The 21499-nt window shown below is 62.7% G+C and carries 17 protein-coding genes; 6 read left to right on the forward strand and 11 right to left on the reverse strand.

Translation table 11 applies throughout. From position 1 onward, the window contains the following. Positions 1-29: 29 nt before the first annotated feature. Together J2129_RS11550 and J2129_RS11555 are read left to right on the forward strand one after the other, a co-directional pair. A complete protein-coding gene (locus J2129_RS11550) occupies positions 30-518 on the forward strand; it encodes a 4Fe-4S dicluster domain-containing protein (protein ID WP_209631008.1) in 489 nt (162 codons plus the stop codon). Then, positions 518-2326: an aldehyde ferredoxin oxidoreductase family protein gene (locus tag J2129_RS11555; RefSeq protein WP_209631009.1), complete on the forward strand. Its 1809-nt coding sequence runs from the start codon at positions 518-520 to the stop codon at positions 2324-2326. Before J2129_RS11550 ends, J2129_RS11555 begins: the two co-directional genes overlap by 1 nt. A 460-nt stretch (positions 2327-2786) precedes the next feature. Here the strand turns inward: J2129_RS11555 and J2129_RS11560 are convergent, their stop codons facing one another. Next, positions 2787-4028 (reverse strand): tRNA(Ile)(2)-agmatinylcytidine synthase, encoded by a 1242-nt coding sequence (locus tag J2129_RS11560; protein WP_209631010.1) that lies wholly within the window; start codon positions 4026-4028, stop codon positions 2787-2789. A 52-nt stretch (positions 4029-4080) separates the two neighbouring features. Between J2129_RS11560 and J2129_RS11565 the strand changes: the two genes are divergently transcribed. Next, positions 4081-4989, forward strand: a complete 909-nt coding sequence (locus J2129_RS11565) for a transcriptional regulator (RefSeq protein ID WP_209631011.1) — start codon at positions 4081-4083, stop codon at positions 4987-4989. A gap of 60 nt (positions 4990-5049) precedes the next feature. Continuing rightward, positions 5050-6711, forward strand: a complete 1662-nt coding sequence (gene thsA / locus J2129_RS11570) for a thermosome subunit alpha (RefSeq protein ID WP_209631012.1) — start codon at positions 5050-5052, stop codon at positions 6709-6711. Positions 6712-7380: 669 nt separating this feature from the next. Here the strand turns inward: thsA and J2129_RS11575 are convergent. Together J2129_RS11575 and J2129_RS11580 are read right to left on the reverse strand one after the other, a co-directional pair. Continuing rightward, positions 7381-7866, reverse strand: a complete 486-nt coding sequence (locus tag J2129_RS11575) for a chemotaxis protein CheW (RefSeq protein ID WP_209631013.1) — start codon at positions 7864-7866, stop codon at positions 7381-7383. A gap of 10 nt (positions 7867-7876) precedes the next feature. After that, positions 7877-10240, reverse strand: coding sequence for a PAS domain-containing methyl-accepting chemotaxis protein (locus J2129_RS11580; RefSeq protein WP_209631014.1), 2364 nt, complete (start codon positions 10238-10240; stop codon positions 7877-7879). A 221-nt stretch (positions 10241-10461) separates the two neighbouring features. Here J2129_RS11580 and J2129_RS11585 point away from each other — a divergent pair, with 221 nt between their 5' ends. Together J2129_RS11585 and J2129_RS11590 are read left to right on the forward strand one after the other, a co-directional pair. Next, the gene (locus J2129_RS11585; protein WP_209631015.1) at positions 10462-10833 is read left to right on the forward strand and encodes a hypothetical protein; all 372 of its coding nucleotides are present in this window, start codon (positions 10462-10464) and stop codon (positions 10831-10833) included. Positions 10834-11130: 297 nt separating this feature from the next. Further along, positions 11131-11958: a DUF6159 family protein gene (locus tag J2129_RS11590; RefSeq protein ID WP_209631016.1), complete on the forward strand. Its 828-nt coding sequence runs from the start codon at positions 11131-11133 to the stop codon at positions 11956-11958. Between the two features lie 721 nt (positions 11959-12679). Here J2129_RS11590 and aroC read toward each other — a convergent pair. From aroC to J2129_RS11630, 8 genes are read right to left on the reverse strand one after another with little or no spacing between them, the layout of a single operon-like run. Next, positions 12680-13675 (reverse strand): chorismate synthase, encoded by a 996-nt coding sequence (aroC, locus tag J2129_RS11595; RefSeq protein ID WP_209631017.1) that lies wholly within the window; start codon positions 13673-13675, stop codon positions 12680-12682. Continuing rightward, a complete protein-coding gene (locus J2129_RS11600; RefSeq protein WP_209631018.1) occupies positions 13672-15024 on the reverse strand; it encodes a shikimate kinase in 1353 nt (450 codons plus the stop codon). The genes aroC and J2129_RS11600 overlap by 4 nt, the downstream gene beginning before the upstream one ends. Then, entirely contained in the window at positions 15021-16286 is a 1266-nt protein-coding gene (gene aroA, locus J2129_RS11605) for a 3-phosphoshikimate 1-carboxyvinyltransferase (protein ID WP_209631019.1), read from the reverse strand. Before aroA ends, J2129_RS11600 begins: the two co-directional genes overlap by 4 nt. After that, a complete protein-coding gene (locus J2129_RS11610; protein WP_245320762.1) occupies positions 16277-17089 on the reverse strand; it encodes a prephenate dehydratase domain-containing protein in 813 nt (270 codons plus the stop codon). The genes aroA and J2129_RS11610 overlap by 10 nt, the downstream gene beginning before the upstream one ends. After that, on the reverse strand, positions 17071-17892 hold the full coding sequence (locus J2129_RS11615; protein WP_209631020.1) for a prephenate dehydrogenase/arogenate dehydrogenase family protein: 822 nt from the start codon (positions 17890-17892) through the stop codon (positions 17071-17073). The genes J2129_RS11610 and J2129_RS11615 overlap by 19 nt, the downstream gene beginning before the upstream one ends. 2 nt (positions 17893-17894) lie before the next feature. Then, positions 17895-18872: a 3-dehydroquinate synthase II gene (locus tag J2129_RS11620; protein WP_209631021.1), complete on the reverse strand. Its 978-nt coding sequence runs from the start codon at positions 18870-18872 to the stop codon at positions 17895-17897. Next, entirely contained in the window at positions 18869-19651 is a 783-nt protein-coding gene (locus tag J2129_RS11625; protein ID WP_209631022.1) for a 2-amino-3,7-dideoxy-D-threo-hept-6-ulosonate synthase, read from the reverse strand. The genes J2129_RS11620 and J2129_RS11625 overlap by 4 nt, the downstream gene beginning before the upstream one ends. Further along, positions 19648-20439 (reverse strand): 2-amino-3,7-dideoxy-D-threo-hept-6-ulosonate synthase, encoded by a 792-nt coding sequence (locus J2129_RS11630; protein ID WP_209631023.1) that lies wholly within the window; start codon positions 20437-20439, stop codon positions 19648-19650. Before J2129_RS11630 ends, J2129_RS11625 begins: the two co-directional genes overlap by 4 nt. Positions 20440-21499 lie beyond the last annotated feature (1060 nt).

Consider the following 21499-nt stretch of genomic DNA (forward strand, 5'->3'; position numbering starts at 1 on the left):
GATCGTGGGACTATTGAGGGGGGAAAAAGATGGAAAAGACTGAGAACCTGCTGCTGATCACGCCTGACAGGTGCATCGGCTGCGGGACCTGTGAACTGGCATGCTCGCTCGGGCATGAAGGGGAGTTTCGGCCGGCGGTATCAAGAATATCGGTCCACCGGTTCGAGGCCGGGGTGAACGTCCCGATGGCCTGTCTGCAATGTGACAAACCGGCATGTGTGGCCGGGTGCCCTACCGGTGCCCTCGAGAAGGACACCGAGACCGGGATGGTCAATGTCATTGCGTCGAAGTGTATCGGGTGCCGGATGTGCGTGATGGCCTGCCCGTTCGGCAACATTTCGTACAGCATGGCAGAGAAACAACCATTGAAGTGTGATCACTGCGGCGGCAGTCCGTTGTGCGCCGAGTTCTGTCCGACGAACGCCATCGAGTATCTGCCGGCGGAGACAGCAACGATCCAGCGGAAGAAGGCGTTCTCGGCGAAGATTGCCGCCGGACTTTCGGAGGTGGAGATCTGATGTACGGCTGGATGGGGACGGTGCTCCGGATCGATCTTGCGGCGGGTACGGTCAAGAAAGAGGCACTGAACAAGACGTTTGCCGAGGAGTTCATCGGGTCCAGGGGACTTGGCGAGAAGTACTTTATGGAAGAGGTCGACCCGACGGTGGACGCCCTCTCGCCGGGGAACAAACTCATATTTGCCACCGGGCCGCTGACCGGGACGATGGGCGTCTCGACCGGGCGCTACGACGTCGTCGCCAAGGCCCCGCTGAACAATACTCTCGCCTCGTCCAATTCGGGGGGGTACTTCGGTGCCGAGGTGAAGTACGCGGGTTACGACCTGATCATCTTCGAGGGGAAGGCGGCAAAGCCGGTATATATCTGGATCAACAATGCTGTCGTCGAAATCCGCGACGCCTCTCATCTCTGGGGCAAGACGGTCTATGAGACCGACGACGCCGTGAAAGCCGAGACCGATCCCGAGGCAGAGGTGGCCTGTATCGGTCCTGCTGGCGAGAAAATGGTGCTCTTTGCGAACATCATGAACGACAAACACCGTGCCGCTGGTCGGACCGGGATCGGGGCGGTGATGGGCTCGAAGAACCTCAAGGGTATCGCCATCCGCGGGACCAAGGGGATCAAGGTCGCCGACAGAGACGGGTTCCTCTCCATCGTGAGGGAGGCGAGGAAGAAGATCGCGGAGAACCCGGTCACCTCCCAGGGCCTGCCAACGTATGGGAGCAACATCCTGGTCAACATCATCAACGAGGCCGGGGCCTTCCCGACGAACAACTGGCGCGAGGCCTACTTCGACGAGGCCGACAAGATCTCGGGGGAGACGCTCACCGGCGAGCACCTGGTCCATGGCAAGGGCTGCGGGAGTTGCGTGGTCGGGTGCGGCCGCGTCGCCAAGGCCCATGGGCGCTACCAGGAGGTCGGCGAGGGGCCTGAATACGAGTCGGCCTGGTCGTTTGGGGCGGACTGCGGGATCGCTGACATGGATGCCGTCCTGAAGGCGAACTTCCTCTGCAATGAACTTGGGATGGACACCATCTCAATGGGATCGACGATCGCCTGTGCGATGGAACTCGCCGATATCGGGGCGATCGATCAGGTGCAGGACGGTATCGAGGTCCGTTTTGGGAGTACGGAGGCGCTGGTCGAACTGACGCGGGCCACCGCCTATCGCAAGGGGTTCGGTGATGACCTGGCCCTGGGTTCGTACCGCCTGGGCGAGAAGTACGGCCACCCCGAACTCTCGATGAGTGTCAAGAAGCAGGAGATGCCAGCCTATGATCCCAGGGCGATCCAGGGGATCGGGCTGGAGTACGCCACCTCCAACCGCGGCGGGTGCCATGTCCGGGGCTACACCATCTCGCCCGAGATCCTTGGCCTCCCGATGAAACTGGACCCGGCGGTCACCGAGGGGAAGGCCGATGTTCTTAAGATCTTCCAGGACCTCACTGCCGCACTCTCTTCGTCGGGCACCTGTCTCTTTGCCTCGTTTGCGATCGGTGCCGACGAGATCGCTGCCGAACTGAAGGTGACCACCGGGGTCGACTATACTCCTGAGCGGATCATGGCGATCGGCGAGAGAATCTGGAATATGGAGCGGGTGTTCAACCTTAAGAACGGCTACACCGCTGCAGACGACACCCTCCCGCCCAGGTTGCTCAACGACCCGATCCCGCGGGGGCCTGCAAAGGGCCGGGTCAGCAGGTTGCCCGAGATGCTACCCGAGTACTATAAGGTCCGCGGCTGGGACGAGCAGGGGGTCCCGACGCAGGAGAAGCTGAAAGAACTCGGACTTGAAAAACTGGCCTAAATTTGGCTTTATGGGAGCCCCCTGATAAATCTCTCGGACGGGGGCTTGCCGCCCCCCGAACCCCCACTCCACGATAGGTCGAGGACGGCAAAACTCTCTTTATGGTCATCGATTCAGCCTTCCCGGCCCTACCGTTATCCCGGGGGTTCCGGGGGCAACGCCCCTGGCGTGATTGTGGGGAAGGCGATTGAGTCACCCTTGCACCGAGAAGAAGTGAGGGTTTCTACAAAGCCGAAAATTCCTATGGATTTTTGGGTTTGCATGGGCCTGTGCCCCCGGAGCCTGACGACCTGGGGGACTGCCACTCAACTGCCGTCCCTGGACCCCCTGCGACGATTGGCGGGGGACGGTATTTCGATGGATCACGTATGTGCGATCCTATATTTTGTCGACGAGATCCCATCCCCCTCCTATCCTCACAGCAGGGGGGTCGGGGGGTGTAACCCCCCCGGGTACAAGATTAACTGGACTCATTCCACCGCAGCCCGGGTTCTCCTCGCACCAGGGGTTTTGAGAGGTGCCGGCGTGCCGTCGGCGGCACTTCGAACCACCCCGGGATGATCGCTCGTGGCGAGACGACCTGTTCGGGCTCGGCCACCCTCGCCCCGCACTGGCGGCACTTGTAACCCTTCTCCCGTCCCGCCGAGGTCATCCGCTTCCCGCAGGTTGGGCAGAGGGGTGGGCGATACCGGACGTCTGCCGCCGCGTCTCTAAGCCGGATCTTTTCCAGGTTGAGGCTCCCGTGTTTGTAACTCCCGCAGACGACGACCCGGTCACCTGGGGCCAGGGCCCGCACCACATCGCGGAACCCCTTTGTTGGCTCATAGGCCATGCACCTGAGGCACTCGTCGCCGTCGCGGACCGTGATCTCGACGTGACCTCCCTCGCCGGTCGTCGCCCGTTCCGCGACGATGGCCGCCACGCAGTACGACCGCCCGTCGAGGAGGGCGCCGACCGTGCCAGGGACGAGGTGGGCGTCGGTCCCCTGGTTGGTGACCCAGACCTGCGCGATTGGCGCCTTTTCCGCGATGATCCGCCCGGCCGCCGCCCCCACCCAGGCCTGACTCTCGCCCCTGATCCCGTAGAGGACCGGGTCGGGGGTGTGAGGTACGCAGACGACGACTTTGTTCTCCGGATCGACCGAGTCCCACGTATGCGGCCAGGTCGCCGCCTCTGCCGCAAAGACCGAGTCGCGCTCGACCTGTCTCGGTGTCCCGAAGCGGTCGGCGGCGCGGTAGGCCAGGAGTTCGTAGGTTCTATCTGGCAGTACGCTTGCGACCGCCGCCGTCGCCCCGATCAGGCCGCGGCAGTTCTTCCACCCGCGTGCGAGCGCCCCGGCACCTTCGAGGACTTCCCGCGCCTCTTCGACCATGCAGAAATCCTGCACCGCCTGCCAGTAGAACTCCGGCGCCGGGGCCTCCTCGACGACCACTAGCCCGGGGTTGGTGTTCTCGCAGGAGAGATCGGCGAGGTCGTCCACCAGTGCCCCGGCGATCGAGAACGCCAGTTCAGGGTTCCCTTCGGCCCTGAGACAGACTGCGGCGTTCCCTCTGGTCTTATGGGGGGCGTTCGGGTTGAGCCTGACCAGCCTGGTTTCCGTGACCCCGATGCCTGCGCTCCTGAGGTTTCTGGCCAGCACGGCCCCCAGATAGGTCGTGCACATCCCCGCCGGCGAGTCGGTGTCGTCGATACCGATGAGCATGAAGCGATTATTTATTAGGGCGTCGTACTATATCCACCTTTAACGAGTGACAATGTCGCATGGACGTCTCCTTGATATGGTTGTCAGCGTGATGCTGACAGCGGGGTTTGAGGTTTCCGAACGCTGTAGCCTCAGGCCCAGGTCTTTTGATCTGATCGCAGGCAGAGAAGACGTTCTCATGGTCTTAAAAGTGGTCTCGCACATCGACTCTGTCACTGAAGAGATCTCGCGGGACCTGGACGCCATCGCCCGCCACCTCAACGCATCCCCGATGATCGTGGGTGAGCGGGCCCGGGACGCCGACCTCGAGCGTGGGACCGTCTATGTGCGCTATGGGATCTATGCCATCAGCCCGGCCACGCTGTACGACTACCTTGTCGACGGGGTGCCGCCTCTTATCTATGCCCAGCCCGGCGGACTGTACGTGAACGTCAACGGCGATATACTCAAAGGACTGCGTGAACAGCACCAGCTCTCCCTCGGCGACCTGGCTCGGTACCTCGGGGTCTCCCGCCGGACCATCTCCAAGTACGAGGACGGGATGAACACCACCCTCGAGGTGGCGGTGCAGCTCGAAGAACTCTTTGACGAGGCAGTGATCGAGGCGATCGATCTCCTCTCCTATGTCCCGGCAGGCCAGACCGAGGAGCCACCAACCAGTGTCCTCCCTGACGACTTCGAACGGATAGGGGTCGAGGTCCACCAGATGCGGCGGGCCCCCTTCCAGGCCCTGGCCATGGCGGAGAGCGAGACGATATTCACCTGCTATGGAACGGCGCAGAAGACTGTCAGGCGTGCGGCTCTCATCGGGAACATCTCGCAGATCGCGGGGGCGTATGCGATGTGTGTCATCTCTGACTACAAAAAGAAAAAACGGATCGGAAGGACGCTGGTTGTTGGAGAGGGGCATCTCCATACTCTTGAGGATGGTTCTGACCTCATCGACCTGGTCTCCCGCTAAGAAACTATATATAGAACTACAAACCATCTATTTTAGCACTACATTATATGGTGATTTGAAATGTCGCAACAAATGGGAGGACAACCGATCCTTGTTCTGAAGGAAGGCAGCTCCCGCACCCGCGGGAGGGACGCTCAGAGCATCAACATTTCCGCCGCAAAGGCCGTGGCCAGCGCCGTTCGGACGACCCTTGGTCCCCGTGGCATGGACAAGATGCTCGTCGACACGATCGGGGATGTCGTCATCACCAACGACGGTGTGACCATCCTCAAAGAGATGGACATCGAACACCCGGCCGCCAAGATGATGGTCGAGGTCGCAAAGACCCAGGACGACGAAGTCGGCGACGGCACCACCACCGCAGTTGTCGTGGCCGGCGAACTTCTCAAGCGTTCAGAGGAACTCCTTGAGCAGGACGTCCACCCCACCGTCATCGCCCAGGGCTACCGCAAGGCCTCTGAGAAGGCTATTGAGCTCCTCAACGATCTTGCGATCAATGTCGAGACCGGCGACGAGGAGACCCTCAAGAAGATTGCAGGCACCGCCATGACCGGTAAGGGTGCCGAGGCCGCGAAGGAGAAGCTCTGCGACCTCGTCGTCAAGGCCGTCACCATGGTCGCCGACGAAGACGGCACCATCGACACCGACTACGTCAAGGTCGAGAAGAAAGTCGGCGGGTCCATCGAGGACTCCGAGATCGTCGAAGGCATGCTCATCGACAAGGAGCGTGTCCACCCGGCGATGCCAAAGAAGGTCGACGAAGCCAAGATCCTTCTGCTCAACGCCGCAGTCGAGTTCAAGAAGACCGAGGTCGACGCCGAGATCAATATCACGAGCCCTGACCAGCTCCAGATGTTCCTGGACGAGGAAGAGCGGATGATCAGGAACATCGTCGACAAGATCGTCAACTCCGGTGCGAACGTCCTCTTCTGCCAGAAGGGTATCGACGACATCGCCCAGCACTACCTTGCCAAGTCCGGTGTCTTTGCGGTCCGCCGTGTCAAGAAGTCAGACATGGAGAAGCTCGCTCGTGCGACCGGTGCATCCCTGGTCTCTTCCATCGATGCCATCGCCCCCGAAGAACTCGGCTACGCGGGCATCGTCGAGGAGCGTAAAGTGGCTGGCGAGGACATGATCTTTGTCGAGAAGTGCAAGAACCCGAAGGCGGTCTCCATGATCATCAAGGGCGGCACCGAGCACGTCGTCGACGAACTCGACCGTGCGATCGAGGACGCCCTCAGGGTCGTCGAGGTTGCCATCCGCGACAAGAAGTTTGTCGTTGGCGGCGGTTCCCCAGAGATCGAGCTCTCCCTCAGGCTCCGCGAGTATGCGGCGACCGTCGGCGGCAGGGCGCAGCTCGCCATTGAGGCCTTTGCGAACGCCCTTGAGATCATCCCGAGGACTCTGGCCGAGAACGCGGGCCTCGACCCCATCGACACCCTGGTCGACCTCCGTGCAGCCCACGAGAAGGGCCAGAAGACCGCAGGTCTCGATGTCTACACCGGCAAGGCCGACGACATGCTCGCTCTGGGCGTTGTCGAGCCCCTGCGTGTCAAGACCCAGGCGATCTCCTCGGCCGCCGAGGCCGCGGTGATGATCCTCAGGATCGACGACGTCATCGCCTCTGCCAAGTCTGCCGGCCCCTCACCCGAGGAGATGGCGGCCATGGGCGGCGGCGGCATGGGTGGCATGGGCGGCATGGGCGGCATGCCCCCGATGTGAACACCCTAAAAGATATACTGCAGATGCCCGGGATCCCGGGCACCGTCTTTTTTGGTCTCGTGCGTTCTTGGGCAACACTTTATTCCTCATGTGCTCCGTGAGAACACCTGCTTCTCTGACAGATTTTTGGGCTTTGTAAAAAACCCCTGGATTGAACTCTTCTGTGAGAGGCATGCCGCCACACGATGGGTTGAGGGCTACAACCCACTTTTCATGGTCGTCCATTCTGCCTTCCCGGCCTCATCGCGCTCCAGGGGGTCCGGGAGAACTGCGCCCCCGGTGCGATTGATAGGGGAAGGTAAGTCGATCTGATCGGCCGCCCTTATCATAGGATCTTTCCTGTCGTCTCGCGGCGGGGGCGTGCCGCCCCCCGGATCCCCCGCGACGAGGAGAGGGGTGGGGCGGCAATGAGGCGGTGTTCCCCCCATGGTGTCCTGTTCTGAAGGGGGGCACAGGTCCACACCCCCTGGGGACCCACGATCATGTGCAATCGTGTATGCGTGAGCCAGTGGTTCATGCCCGATTCTACAGATCCAGATTTTGTCAGACTCGCGGTCGCTCGCACTTTCCGGCCCCCGGTGCGACCGCTGTGGGAAGACACGTGATCAAAAGGGTACTCTGAAAGATTAATGGGGTTCTCTCCTGGGCCCCTAGAACAGAAAAAAAGAATCAGGCGAGAGCGCCTGTCATCTCACCGAGGATCCGGGCCATATCGACCCAGATGATGAGATTTTTCTTCTCTTCTTCGTCGTCTTCCTTCTCCTGGGCCTTCTCGGTGATCTTGATGATCCCCTTCACATGGGCGTCATTGGAGATGGTGTCGTTCATCTGTTCGATATCCTCCTCTGCGACCTGCATCACAGAGAGGACATCGTCGACAATCACCCCGACATTGGTCCCTCCGGCGGCTTCAGGGACGAGGATGATGATCTTCTGTTGCCGCTCCTCCACAGTCGTATCAGGGATATTGAGGATGGAGCTGAGTCTCATGACCGTCGTGATCTCGCCGCGGAGGTTGATGATCCCGGCGATATGTGCGGGTGACCGCGGCACCGGGGTGATCGGGACCATCTCCACAATCTCCCTGGCAAGCGCAATGTCGAGCGCGTATCGTTCTCCTGCAATTTCAAATTCAACGATGTCTATATGTGCCACTCCTTTCACCTTACTCCAGTTTAAACCGGTCGAGGCTTTCCTTCATCTCGCCGGCCATGTCTGCTACCTCCATCGCCCCGCTTCCGACCTCTTCTGCCGATGCCGAGACCTCTTCTGCCAGGGCGGCCATGTCCTCGATCCTGGACATCGTGTCCCTGGTCATCGTGTTCGTCGAGTCCATCCGCTCCATCACGCTGTTGGTGGAGTTGGCCTGATCTTCAGTCGCCCGTGCGATCTCGGTGACACTGGTGTGTGCCTCCTTGGACGCCGAGACGATCTGGTTCATGGCATCGATGGTCTTGTTGACGCTCGTGATCCCGGCGGTGATCTCGTCGAAGGCGGCCGAAAGGTCATGCGCGGTCTGTTCGCTCTTTGCCTGGATGCTCCCGATGAGTTCTTCGATATGGTTGGTGGCGTTCTTCGACTCGCCGGCAAGATTCCGCACCTCGCCTGCGACGACCGCAAACCCACGGCCATGTTCGCCGGCCCGTGCCGCCTCGATCGCGGCATTGAGCGCAAGGAGGTTGGTCTGGTTGGAGATGTCGTTGATGAGTTTGACGATCTTGGAGATCTCGTTCATCTCATCTTTCAGCCTTGAGAATTCCTCGACACCTTTCTTTGTAATCCTTTCGACTTCACCCATCTTCTGGGTCGCTTCACGCCCGATCTCTTCTGCCTCGTCGCCAGCCTCGACCGCCGACTCGGTCCCTTTGAGGACTTCCTGGGAGGTGCTTGCGATCTCTTCGATCGAGGCGGAGAGGTCAGCCATCGAGCGTGCGACTTCTTCAAGGTTTTCGAGTTGTTTCTTCGCGTCTTCGGCGGTCTGCTGACTCTTGGTGGCGACCTGTTCGACGGCCTTGCTGATATCTTCGGCACTCCTCCCGCTCTCTTTGGTGCTTGCCTCGACCCTGTTGCCAAGATCGGTGATCTTCTTGAGCACCTCTTTTATCGACTCCCTGGAGTGGCGGTAATTGAGTTTGAGGTCTTTGAGGAGGTCGTCGTCACCGATGTTGACAAGGGTGGTGAGGTCGCCCGCAGCCATCTCGTCCATCGCGGACTTGAGTTCTTCTGCACTCTCTGCAAGCCGACGGGCCTGATCTTTGGTCTTGAGTTCGTTCAGGATCAGGTCGGTGTTGTCCTGGTAGATGTAGTAGTTGACGTCGATCTCGCCGTCGTCATTGAGGATGGGGAGCTGGTAAAGGCGGAGGTACGACTTCGTATGGTCCTCCCACGAGACTTCCATCTCTGAGACGGCAAGTTTCTTGGTCTGGTATGAGGCATAGAAGTCGTCGCCGCTGGTCTTGATGTCGAAGTCGTACAGCTTCTTGGCCATCAGTTCGTCATAGGACCCGCGCCAGACTTCTTCGTATTTCTTGTTGAGGTCGAGGCGGTGCTTGTCGCCAGCGAGGACGGCGATGGCCTGGGGGTTCTGGTTGATGAAGGCGTCAGACCTCTTCTGGAGAAGTTCGACCTCCTTGAGTTTCTTGGTCTGTTCGGTGAGGTCCTGGTAGATGTAGTAGTTGACGTCGATCTCGCCGTCGTCGTCAAGGATGGGAACCTGGAAGAGGCGGAGGTACGAGGTGGTCCCGTCTTCCCAGGAGACTTCCATGTCTGAGACGGCGAGTTTCTTGGTCTGGTATGAGGCGTAGAAGTCGTCGCCGCTGGTCTTGATGTCGAAGTCGTACAACTTCTTGGCCATCAATTCGTCATAGGTGCCGTGCCAGACCCGTTCGTACTCCTTGTTGAGGTCAAGACGGTGCTTGTCACCGGCAAGGACGGCGATGGCCAGGGGGTTCTGGTTGACAAAGGCGTCCGCCCGCTTCTGAAGGGCCTTGACTTTCTTGAGTTCTTTTTTCTGCTCGGTGAGGTCCTGGTAGATGTAGTAGTTGACGTCGATCTCACCGTCGTCGTCAAGGATGGGGACCTGGAAGAGGCGGAGATATGAGGTGGTCCCGTCTTCCCAGGAGACTTCCATGTCTGAGATGGCGAGTTTCTTGGTCTGGTATGAGGCGTAGAAGTCGTCGCCGCTGGTCTTGATGTCGAAGTCGTACAGTTTCTTGGCCATCAGTTCGTCATAGGTGCCGTGCCAGGCCCGTTCGTATTCCTTGTTGAGGTCAAGACGGTGTTTGTCACCGGCAAGGACGGCGATGGCCTGGGGGTTGTATTTTAAGAATGCTTCTGACCTTTTTTTCAGTTTTTCGAGTTCTTTTCTCTCTTCCTCGCGTTCCCCCATGATCCTGACAACCTTGTTGACCATCCTGGCCAGGGGTTTGAACTCGTCAGTGACCTGGTCTTCATTCACCCGGACGGAGTAATCGCCGTTCAGGGCTTGTTCCAGGATGTCTTCGACTTTTTTTGGATTTCCTGTAGTCATTTTTTCTATACCCTCCATTCTTTGTAATGATCAATTGTTGCTTTTGATCAATTCAATGAACTCCTTATTATGTCTTCTCATTTATTCAAATTCTCAATCAATTCACTTTTTAGATATTTCTCATTAAATATCGGTATATTTTGCATCAAAAACGCAGAATGTAGTGTCGGCCTGGTCGGGGCATGAAGAACCTTTATATGCATCCTCTATGATGAGAGGGCATGGGCGAGCGGTTTATCTTCACTACACACCGGACAGTCTGTTATCGCTGCCATGAAGAGGCGGACCAGGTGATCAAGGCGGTTTCGTCACAGGCTCAGGTGGTGTGCGACCACTGTGGAGCCACCAGGATCTTTCTCCCGAGGGTGGAGGAAGTGGGGGCCGAGGGGGCATATACTCCAATCAGCTGCTATGAGGTCTGGCACCTGACGCCGACAGCCCTCTGCAAGAACTGCGGGGTCGAGGGGCTGCATGACCTGATCGTCGGGTGCAACCAGTTCACGACGCGGTGCCACAATTGTGGCTACACGCATTTTTACAAATTTAGTCTGGAATATATCGGGCGGTGTCCGATCGAGGGGGAGGAGGTCTGACCGAATTCTCAAGAACTGTTCATGGAACAGATGCGCGCCCCGACGTGCCAGGGGAAAATTATTCCGAGGACTTTGTAGAATCAGGCATGAACCCTGGGGCTCGGGCATATGGGATGAAACTTATTGGAGTTCTCTGGAGTGAGTGGGTCTCTGCTCCCCCTTCTGAGCAAGACACCAGAGGGAAACACCGCCTCATTGCCGCACTCGCCTCTGTCCTGGTGCGGGGTCATGGCAGGTGGCCCGCCTTTTTTTCACGCCCAGAGAGATCTTAAATTTTGTCAGGTTTCATAATCTGGAATGGCAGGAACCATTAGCCGCAGTATTACGCTGGCGAAGGCGTCGCTTTCGGTCCTGAGAAAGGACAAGGAGATGATGCTCTTCCCCATCCTCTCAGGAATCGTCACTCTGATCCTCGCCGCCTCCTTTGCGCTCCCCCTCATTTTCACCGGGTTCATGGCTGAGGGCACTCTCGGGGAGTATGGCGGGATCATGCTCCTTTTCCTCTTCTACCTCGTCAGTTACGCCGTCGTCATCTACTTCAACACCGCCCTCATCGCCTGCGCCGACATCAGGCTCCGCGGCGGTGACCCGACGGTTGCCGACGGTCTCCGGGCCGCCACCGCCAACTTCGGTCACCTCCTCTCCTGGGCCCTTGTGGCGGCGACCGTGGGTCTCGTCCTCAACCTGGTCTCAGAAAAATCAGAAGGGCTCGGACAGCTTGCCGTCGCCCTTGTCGGTGCGGCCTGGAACCTTGCGACTTTCTTCGTCGTCCCGGTGATGGTCTTCGAGAAGATGGGGGTCGTCGACGCGATCGGCGAGTCCTGGCGCCTTTTCAAGCGGACCTGGGGCGAGAACGTCGTCGGCGGGTTTGGTCTCGGGCTGATCATGGTGCCGGGCATCCTCCTCATCGTCGTCGGCGTGGTCGCCCTGGCGGTGGACCTCGGTGCCGCAGCACTTGCCCTGCTTGGTCTCGGGTTTGTCGTCACCGTGGTGCTCGGCGTCGTCTATGCCGCTCTCCAGGGGATCTTTGTCGCAGTGCTCTACCGGTATGCAAAAGAAGGCACTATCTCTCCTGAGTTTGGCACAGACCTGGTGCAGGGTGCGTTTGTGCCCCGGCATGGGTAATTAGACTCTCTTTTTTTGGCGCTGGAGAAATTCTCGGCTTTGTAGGATCAGGCATGAACCCCTTGTTCACGCACACGTGATTGAACATGGCCGTGGGTCTCTGGGTCGTGCACTGATCTGTGTGCCTCTTTCTGAGCACGACCCCTGGTGGGAAGATCATCGAATGGCCGCCTGCGCCCCGTCTGCCCTTGTTGTGGGAGGATGGGGAAGATTCTGTGATGAGGGCGGTCACTCCTCCAAACTTCCGTGCAGAAGATAGGCAGTGGATGGCAATCTCCTCTTCAGGGTCATTGAGAATGCCTTCCCATGCCTATCTTCATCCCGGGGATCCAGGAGATGCGACTGGAAGGAGTTTGAGGGAATTTTCGATTTTCGAGGGAGCCCCCGGCGTGATGGTGTGGGGGGGGTGGTTGCGTCACCCTTGCACCTAAAAGAGGTGAGGATCTCTACAAAGTCAAAGCCGAATTTTTCGCTCTGTAGCAACCCCCCGGACTGTTATCTCTGCAGGGGGCTTGCCGCCCCCCGAACCCCCCGCGACACGACAGGTCGAGGACGGCAGCCCCCTCTTCAAAGGTTTCGAATATGCTTTCCCGGCTCAATCTCCATCTCGGGGATCCGGGGACGCCGCGCCCCCGGCCGAAGGGGTGAGAAGGCGGGTGCGGCACACTTCTAACAGGAACTGGTGAGGATCTCTATAGGGTCACATTGCTTGATCTGCTCTTCACTCCTCACCACTCCTCACTGCCCTCTGCGCCAGGAGGGCGTCGGCGAGGACGAGGGCGAGCATCGCCTCGGCCACCGGAACCAGGCGGAAGGCGATGCAGGGGTCGTGACGCCCGGTGATCGAGACCTCGACCTCGGTGCCGTGGAGGTCGAGGGTCTGCTGCGGCCTGGCGATGGACGGCGTGGGCTTGACGGCGAGGCGGACCCTGATCTCCTGCCCGGTCGAGATCCCGCCGAGGACGCCGCCGGCATGGTTGGAGAGAAACCCGGAGGCGTCCATGGAGTCGTTGTTCTCGCTTCCCAGGAGGCGAGCGGCGGCAAACCCCTCCCCGATCTCGACGCCTTTCACCGCCCCGATCCCCATCATCGCGGCGGCGATGGCGGCGTCCAGTTTCCCGAAGGTTGGTGAGCCCAGGCCAGGAGGGACGTTCTCGGCGGTCACCTCGACGATCCCGCCGACCGAGTCGCCGGCTTCGGCCGCGATCCGCACCTCCTCCTCCATCGCGCCGGGGTCGCGTTCGCCGTGCACCTCGCCGACACGCCCGGCCACGTCGATGCCGTGCGTCATGAGGAACTTCGCGGCCACTGCCCCGGCGGCGACCCGTGCGGCGGTCTCCCGCCCAGAACTCCGGCCGCCGCCCCGGTGGTCGCGTAGCCCGTACTTCTGGAGATAGGTGTAGTCGGCATGCCCCGGCCTGAAGACCTCGCGGAGTGCGTCGTAGTCGCCGCTCCTGACGTCGCGGTTCCTGATAAGGAGGGCGACCGGCGTGCCGGTCGTCCGCCCCTCGAAGACGCCTGAAAGGATCTCGACGGCGTCTGCCTCCTTGCGTGGGGAAGCGAGCGGGCCGCCCGGCCGGCGGCGGTCGAGCATGGGCTGGATGTCGGCCTCGGAGAGTGGGAGGCCCGGCGGGACGCCGTCGAGGACCGCCCCGACCGCCGGGCCATGACTCTCCCCGAAGGTCGTGACCCTGAACCACTGCCCGAAGGTGTTCATAGCCCGAGCACCTCCCGCACTGTCTCGGGCCTGACCTGTATCCCGGTCATATGAAGGAACTGTTCACACGCCTGGTAGACAAACATCTCGGTCCCTGGGATGGTGCGGCACCCGCGGGCGGCGGCGGCCCTGAGGAGCGGGGTCTCCTGCGGAGTGTAGACCAGGTCGAAGACCGTCGTCGCCGGGTCGAGGTCGGTGGCGGAGAGAAGCGTACGCGGGTCGGTGCCCATCCCGACCGGGGTGGCATGGACGACGACGTCGGGAGGGGTCATCCCGGCGAAGTCCCTGATCTCCCCGGCCCGGCACCTGAACCGCCCGGCCAGGCCCTCGGCCTGTCGGAGGTTGCGGGCCAGGACCGTCACCTCGCATCCCAGGTCGAGGAGGGCATAGACCGCGCCCGCCGCCGCGCCCCCGGCCCCGAGGACGACGGCCGTCCCGGCGCCTGCGCCTTCGAGAGGACGGCGGACCCCGGTCCAGTCGGTGTTTGTCGCCCTGATCTGATCGCCGCAGAAGACCAGGGTGTTTGCCGCTCCGATCGCCTGCGCATGCGGGTCGACCTCGTCGGCCGCGGCCAGGGCCGCCGCCTTGTGCGGGACCGTGACCGAGAGTCCTTGCACACCGAGGGCTCTGGCCGCCCTGAGGATCTCCCCGAACTCAGGGTGGTCGAAGAAGGTGTACGCGGCGTCGATGCCGTAGGTCGCAAAGAGGGCGGTGTAGAGTTCAGGGCTCCTGCTGTGAAGGCAGGGGTGACCAGCGATCCCGTAGAGCCCGGTCGCCGGTCTGAGGGAGTGGAGGCGTTCGGCCTCTTCGGGCGGGAGGCGGAAGCCGTCCATCACCTGTGGATCGCGTTCGCGCCCCTTCAGGAGGCCGAGGACGGCGTCGGCGGTCTCCGCCGGGGTCAGGCCTGCGGTGGAGAGGGCGAAGTCTGCGGCGGCGCAGTAGTGTGGCCGCCGCCGGGCCAGGAGGGCCGCCACCTCGTCGGCAGGCGGGAGGGCGGTGAGAGGCGGGCGGTCAGAACCTTTTGTCCTCTCCGCGATCGTCTCCGCGTCTGCTTCAAGGAGGACGACCCGTCCGCCCCGTCGGAGTGCGGCGACATTGGCCTGGTCGAGCACGGCCCCGCCGCCGGTGGCGACGACCCCGTCGACATCGGTGAGGCCCGCGACGACCGCACGTTCCAGGGCCCTGAACTCTTCTTCCCCCTCGTCGGCGAAGATCGCCGGGATGGACCTGCCGGCCCGTGCCTCGACCATGGCGTCGGTGTCATAGAAGGGAAGGCCGAGGCGGTCGGCCAGGATGCGGCCGACCGTCGACTTTCCGGTGCCGCGGTAGCCGATGAGGACGACCTTCATACCAGACCTCCCTCCTGCAACGCCTCCCAGAACCCAGGGAAGGACTTGGCCACGCACTCGGCCTCCTGCACCGTCACCTCGCCGCTCCCGAGCCCGAGGACGGCGGCGCTCATCGCCGTCCGGTGGTCGTGGACCGGGTCCACCACGAGATGGCCGCGGCGGGATCCGGGCGAGATGGTGATCTGGTCCTCCCCGACCTCGACTCCCGCGCCGAAGCCGCGGAGCACCCGTGCGATCGCCGCCACCCGGTCACTCTCCTTGTACCTGAGATGGGCAGTCCCGGTGATGGTGGTCGGGCCGCGGGCAAAGGCGGCGACGGCCGCGAGGTTCTGGACGGTGTCGGGCGAGGTCGCCATCTTGATCTCGGCCCCTTCGAGGACGCCGTCTGACTCCAGGACCACGCCGGTCGCGTCGGCCCGGACGCGGCATCCCATCGCCGCGAGGGCGTCGAGGAACCGGCGGTCGCCCTGCGCCGAGCCCGGGTCGAGGTGGTCGACCCGCACCCCCCCGCCGCAGACCGCCCCGATCGCAAAGAAGGTCGAGGCCGAGGACCAGTCGCCCTCGACCACGTAGCACGTCGGACGATACCGGCCAGGCTTGACCAGGAAGGTGTCCCCTTCCTGGCGCACTTCCACGCCGAAGGCGGCCATCACCCCGGTGGTGAGGTCGAGATAGCTCGCGGAGACCGGGGGTGTCGTGAGGGTGAGGGCAAGCCCGTCGGCCCAGCATGGGGCGGCGATGAAGAGGGCCGAGATGAACTGGCTTGAGACGTCGCCTGGCATCGACACGCTCCCGCCCCGCACCGGCCCACGGACCGTGACGGGCGGGAAACCGGGGCGGCCCGCATACCTGACCTCGCCGCCCAGACCCGCCACCGCTTTGCCCAGCGGCCCCACCGGGCGCTCCTGCATCCTGGCGCTTCCGGTGAGCGTGACCCGGTGCCCGGCAAGGGTGGCAAGCCCGGTCAGGAACCTGAGGCTTGTCCCTGAATCCCCTGCGTCGATGACAGTCGGGGCGTCGAGGGGTAAGCGGCCGGCACACCCCTGCACCATGAGGACATCGGCGTCCCCGGCGACCCGGATCCCCAGGGTTTCAAGCCCGGCGCGGGTGCGGGCGATGTCCCCGGCGTCGAGGGGCCTGACGATCTCTGACTCCCCGTCTGCAAGGGCGGCGACGGCCAGGGCCCGGTGGGTGAGGCTTTTCGAGGGCGGGGCGGCGATGTCGAGGTCGACCCCGCGCCGGCGGGTCAGCGTCATCTCCATCCGCTCACCTCCAGGTGCGGGTAGCACCCGAACTCCTTCACCTCTACGAGGTTCTTGAGTTCGGCGACGGCCCGGCCCCACTCTGGTCCGGCCTCGCCGTCGATGAAAAAGACATACCGCCCAAGTCCCCGTCGTGCCGGGCGCGACTCGATCCTGGTGAGGTTGATCTCCCGGCGAGCGAAGACGGTCAGGAGGTCGGCGAGGAGGCCGGCGCGGTCGGTCATGGGGTCGAGGAGGAGCGAACATTTTGTCGCCTCTTCCCCGGTATAGGGGGCCTTTGAGATCTGCACGAACCTGGTGGTGTTGTCGGGAGCGTCCTGGACGTCGCGGGCGATGAGCGAGAGCCCGCACCGCTCCGCGGCCAGGGCGGTGGTGAGGGCCGCCGCCCCACCCCCGACACGGGCGGCCTCCTCCGCACTCGCCGCATTGGAGGAGGTGTGGACGACCGGGACGTCGAGACGCTCGACCAGGCGCGAGGACTGCTCGTGGGCCTGCGGGTGGGCATAGACGGCCGTGACCGCGTCCATGCCGACCGCTGCGGCGAGGTGGAACCTGACCTGGACGCAGATCTCGGCGGTGATGAAGACCTGGTGGGTGAGGAGGGCGTCGAGGGACGGCCCGACCCCGCCGGCCTCGCTGTTCTCCAGGGGTACGAGCCCGTCGCCCTTTCCGGCGGCGACATGCTCAAAGACCGCTCCTATGGTCGGGAGGAGCCGGACCTCGTTGGCGAGGCGGGCGGCCAGGGCATGGGAGATGGTGCCGGCCGGGCCCAGGGCGGCGAGGATCAGCGTGTGGCGAGACATTGCACCAGCGCCTCCGATTCTTCGGTCGCTTCCTCGATATATGCCGAGAAGAACGCCGCGTCCCTGGCAAAGAGGTCGACAAACTCCTTCTCGCCGTCCCGCACCGCGCGTTCGGCCTCTGCCGCGGCTTCCCTGAAGGCGTCGAGGGCCGCCGGCATAGCCGGGTTCTCCTGGAGGATGGCGGCGTAGAGCGCGGGATCCTGCCCGAGGAGACGGCCGACCAGGGCCATCTCGGTCCTGTACACCGGACTGGTCACGGCCAGGAGGGTGTCGAGGTCGACACCGAGTCTCCGCATCGTCCCGGCAAGGGTGAGGGTGGTGTAGTGAGTCAATCCCTGGACGACGGCCATCAGTTGGTCGTGCGCCGCCGGGTCCATCTCGATGACCCTGGCCCCGCCGGCCTTGAGGGCGTCGAGGAGCAGGTCGGCCTGGTCAGGATTGATCCTCGCCGGGCAGGCGACGACCGTCTGGCCGGCAAGGGTGGGGGTGGTGGGGCCGAACATCGGGTGGAGCCCGAGGACGGCGGCCCTGGTCCTGAGCATCGCCGCCACCGGCGCCGCCTTGAGCGAGGTGAGGTCGCAGAGGACCTGGTCGTCCCTGAGGTGGGGAGCGATCTCCTCGATGACCGCCATGGTCTTTTTGATCGGGACCGAGACCATCACCACGTCTGCGGTCCGGGCGAGGTCGATATTGGTGAGGGCGGTCGCCGGGCCTGAGATGAGCACCTCCCACCCGGCCTCCCGAAAGACCCTGGCAAAGAAAGTGCCCATCCCGCCGGTTCCGCCGATGATCCCGAGACGCATCCTCAGGTCTCCGTGATCGTCTCCCCGACCGCCATCCCAAAGTGGCGTCCGGCGGTCATCGAGAGGCCGAGGACCACGTCGCCTTCCCGGAGGGCGGCGACCGAGACCGGACCGTCAGGGCCGAGGAGGCGGACAGTCTCGGCGTTCTGGAGGACGATCCCGGCCGGTCTGTCGGCCGCGGTCTTCGCCTCCACCAGGAGGAGAGGCCGGCGCTCGGTCTTCACCCTGCCGACCGCCGCCTCTTCGGTAACCCCCTCGCCGTCGGCGACGAGCACGCCATCGCCGGCCCGTACCTCGGAAAGGTACGCGGTCCTCCCGTCTGGCCCGAGGAGGTAGGCATGGACCGCCCCGGCATTCACCCTGAAGGGCCTGGGGGAGACGTAGGGGTTCTCGGCCGTCTCGGCCAGGACCAGGAAGAAGGCGGAGGAGGTGTTGCCGACGAGCATCCCCTGCCCCTCGGCCAGGAGCGAGCAGGTGTCGATGCAGGTGCGGTCGCCCATCCCGATCTGGCGGACCCCTGTGACGGTGAATTCTTCGAGGGCGAGGGCCGGCGTCCTTGCGGCGACGGCGGCGGCCACCCGCCCGACCTCGGTTGCGTCGTCGGTGCTGAGGAGCACCCCAGCAACTCCCTTCTCCAGGATGCCGAGGGCGAGGGCGGCCTCCTCGGCAGTATGGACCACGGCGATGATCTGGTCTGAGACCGCGACCAGGTTCTCCAGCGGGATCACCGTCCAGTCAGGGGTGGAGACGACGAGAAGCGTCTCGCCAGCGACCGGGAGGGGCGGGGTATCTGGCGTCACCTCGACGAAGAGGACGTCGGTTCCCGGCACCAGGTCGCCGTCAGGGGCGACGGTGGTCACCCGTCCGAGGGCGCGGGCGTCTTCGGCGGCCTCGACGACAAGGGCTCCGGCCCCGGCTTCGATCGCCGCGGTGGCCAGGTCGGTCCGCCAGGGACGGACGTCCACCCAGAAATGGGTCATCGCTCCTCCAGGGCGGCTGCAGGGTCGAGGCGCGAGTGGACGACCTGGCAGATGGCGCGGACAAAGGCCTTCGGGTCGTCGCGCTGGAAGGCGTTGCGCCCGATACAGACCCCTGACGCCCCGGCGTCGATGGCGTCGTGGATCGCCTGGAGGGTGGCGAGGTCACCGGCCTTCTCCCCGCCGGCAATGAGGACCGGGATCGAACTCGCCGCGGTGATCTCCACGAAGGTCGCCGGGTCGCCGGTGTAGGTGGTCTTGACCAGGTCGGCCCCGAGTTCTTCGGCCACCCTGACGCAGTGGCCTACGGCGGCGGGGTCCCTGGGGTCGATGCCGACGCCCCGTGGGTAGACCATCGCGAGGAGCGGCATGCCCCATCTGGCGCACTCGCGGGAGACTTCGCCCGCGGCCTCGATCATCCTCGACTCGTGCGGGGCCCCCAGGTTGATGTGGACCGAGACGGCGTCCGCCCCCAGGGAGACGGCTTCCTCGACGGTGCAGACGAGCACCTTGTCGTCTGGGTCGGGGTTGAGCGAGGTGGAGGCCGAAAGATGGACGACGAGCCCGATGTCCCTACCGTGGCCGCGGTGACCTGCCCTGACCATTCCCTTGTGCATGACGATCGCATTCGCCCCGCCGTCGCTGACCGCAGCGACGGTCTCGGGCATCCGGCGCAGCCCCTCGATCTGGCCGAGGGTGAACCCGTGGTCCATCGGGACGATGACGGTCCTTCCGGTGTTGCGGTCCATGATACGTTCGAGTCGTATCGCTTTTCCAATCATAATTCCATCATCTCCATTGCTTCCTCGGCACTCCGTCCCTGGTGGACGACCGCGGCCGCCGCCCTCAGGAACTGGGCCGGGTGCGGGTGGCCGAAGACATTGCGCCCGATCGAGATCCCGGCGGCCCCGCCCTCTATGGCACCTTCGATCATGGCGAGGGTCGCCGCCTCGCCGGTCTTCGACCCGCCGGCCACGACCACCGGCACCGGGCACCCCCGCGTCACCTCCCTGAAGGTGTCGGGGTCGCCGGTGTACACCGTCTTGATCAGATCGGCGCCCAGTTCGGCCCCAGCCCTCGCGGCGAGGGCGACGGCCTCCACCCCGCGTTCGTCCTCGATCGACGGCCCTCTGGGGTACATCATGGCAAGGAGCGGCATCCCCCATTCCATGCACTCGACCGCGACCTTCCCGAGGTCTTCGAGCATCCTGGCCTCCGACCCGGCCCCGATATTCACATGGACCGAGACGGCGTCGGCGCCCATCTTCAGGGCGTTGGTGACGGTGTTGACGAGCACCTTCTCGTTCGGGTCGGGCCCGAGCGTGGTCGAGGCCGAGAGGTGGAGGATGAGCCCGATGTCCCGCCCCCACCGGCGGTGACCGTACAGCGCAAGCCCCAGGTGGCCAAGCACGGCGTTGGCCCCCCCTTCCGCAATGCAGTCGACGGTCCGTCCCATATCGATGAGCCCGTTCATGGGCCCGGCCGTAACACCGTGGTCCATCGGGACGATGATCGTCCGTCCGGTGTTACGATCCATAATACGTTCCATCCTAATCTGTTTTCCTCTCATAGAAACACCCCTCAGCAGGATCAAATGATTCTGCTGAGTTTAAAAGCGATAAAAATACCTAAAATAGACGCCGTACGGCGCGACCGCTCCAGGTGAAACGGTCAGAGAAAAGTCGGTATGTGGACGACGGTCAACACTCGTGAAGGTAAAAACATTCACTGGCGAAAAAACATCCACCACACATTGGCACCATGGTGGATCGTGACGGTATTTAATGGTGTTGGGTGGCGAGGGGGAGACGGTACCTCCGTGACTGGCGAAGGGATCGCAGGGGTGGGTTCATCCTCTGCTGTTCGTGATCCTATCGCCGTCGCGGAGGTTTCACCCTTGACCCCACCCTGCACGAAGGCGGTCGGTGGACGGCACCCCTCTCATCATGGTGATCTCTCTATCTTCATCCCTGGCGGAGACAACAGGAACGACTCTGTGATGAAAGTGGCTGTTCTGAGTGGAGTACCCTCCCGCACCACCGTTCTGGGGGCAGAGTCCCCAGACCTTTGGGATGAAGATGGAAGCGAGAATAGTGAGTCCCGATCATTCATAAAACGCTATTGTTTCCTTCATATCATTTCTGAAGATTCTGGGGAACTGAAATCATCGTGATGCCTCTCTTTGCCGGGGGGCTGGCCAACCCCCCACACCCCCCGCGCCACGATAGGTCGTGGACGGCACTCTCTCTTCAATGAGTTTGAATATGCTCTTTCGGCTCAATCTTTATCCCAAGGGATCCGGGGGCGGCGCGGCGCCCCCGGCGCGTTGTGATGGGGGAAGGTGGTTGAGTCACGCGTGCACCATAAAGGAAAGGGTGAGGGTTTCTACAGAGCCGATCGTCGTGAAATTCGGTTCTGTAGAAATCCCTTAGATCCTGTCCGAGCAACCTTCTGATCGCGTGGTTTTCCCCCTCTTCGTGCCGGGGGCTCTGCCCTTGGACCCCGCCACACGATTAGTCGGAGATCGCATAATCTTTGTCAAGAACGTCGGATGTGCCTTCCAGTCCCCATCGCCATCCTTGGGGTCTGGGGGAAACGAACGACAATGAGTTCGAGAGGATCTTTGATCT

It is taken from the genome of Methanofollis sp. W23 (genome assembly GCF_017875325.1).
GTDB lineage: Archaea > Halobacteriota > Methanomicrobia > Methanomicrobiales > Methanofollaceae > Methanofollis.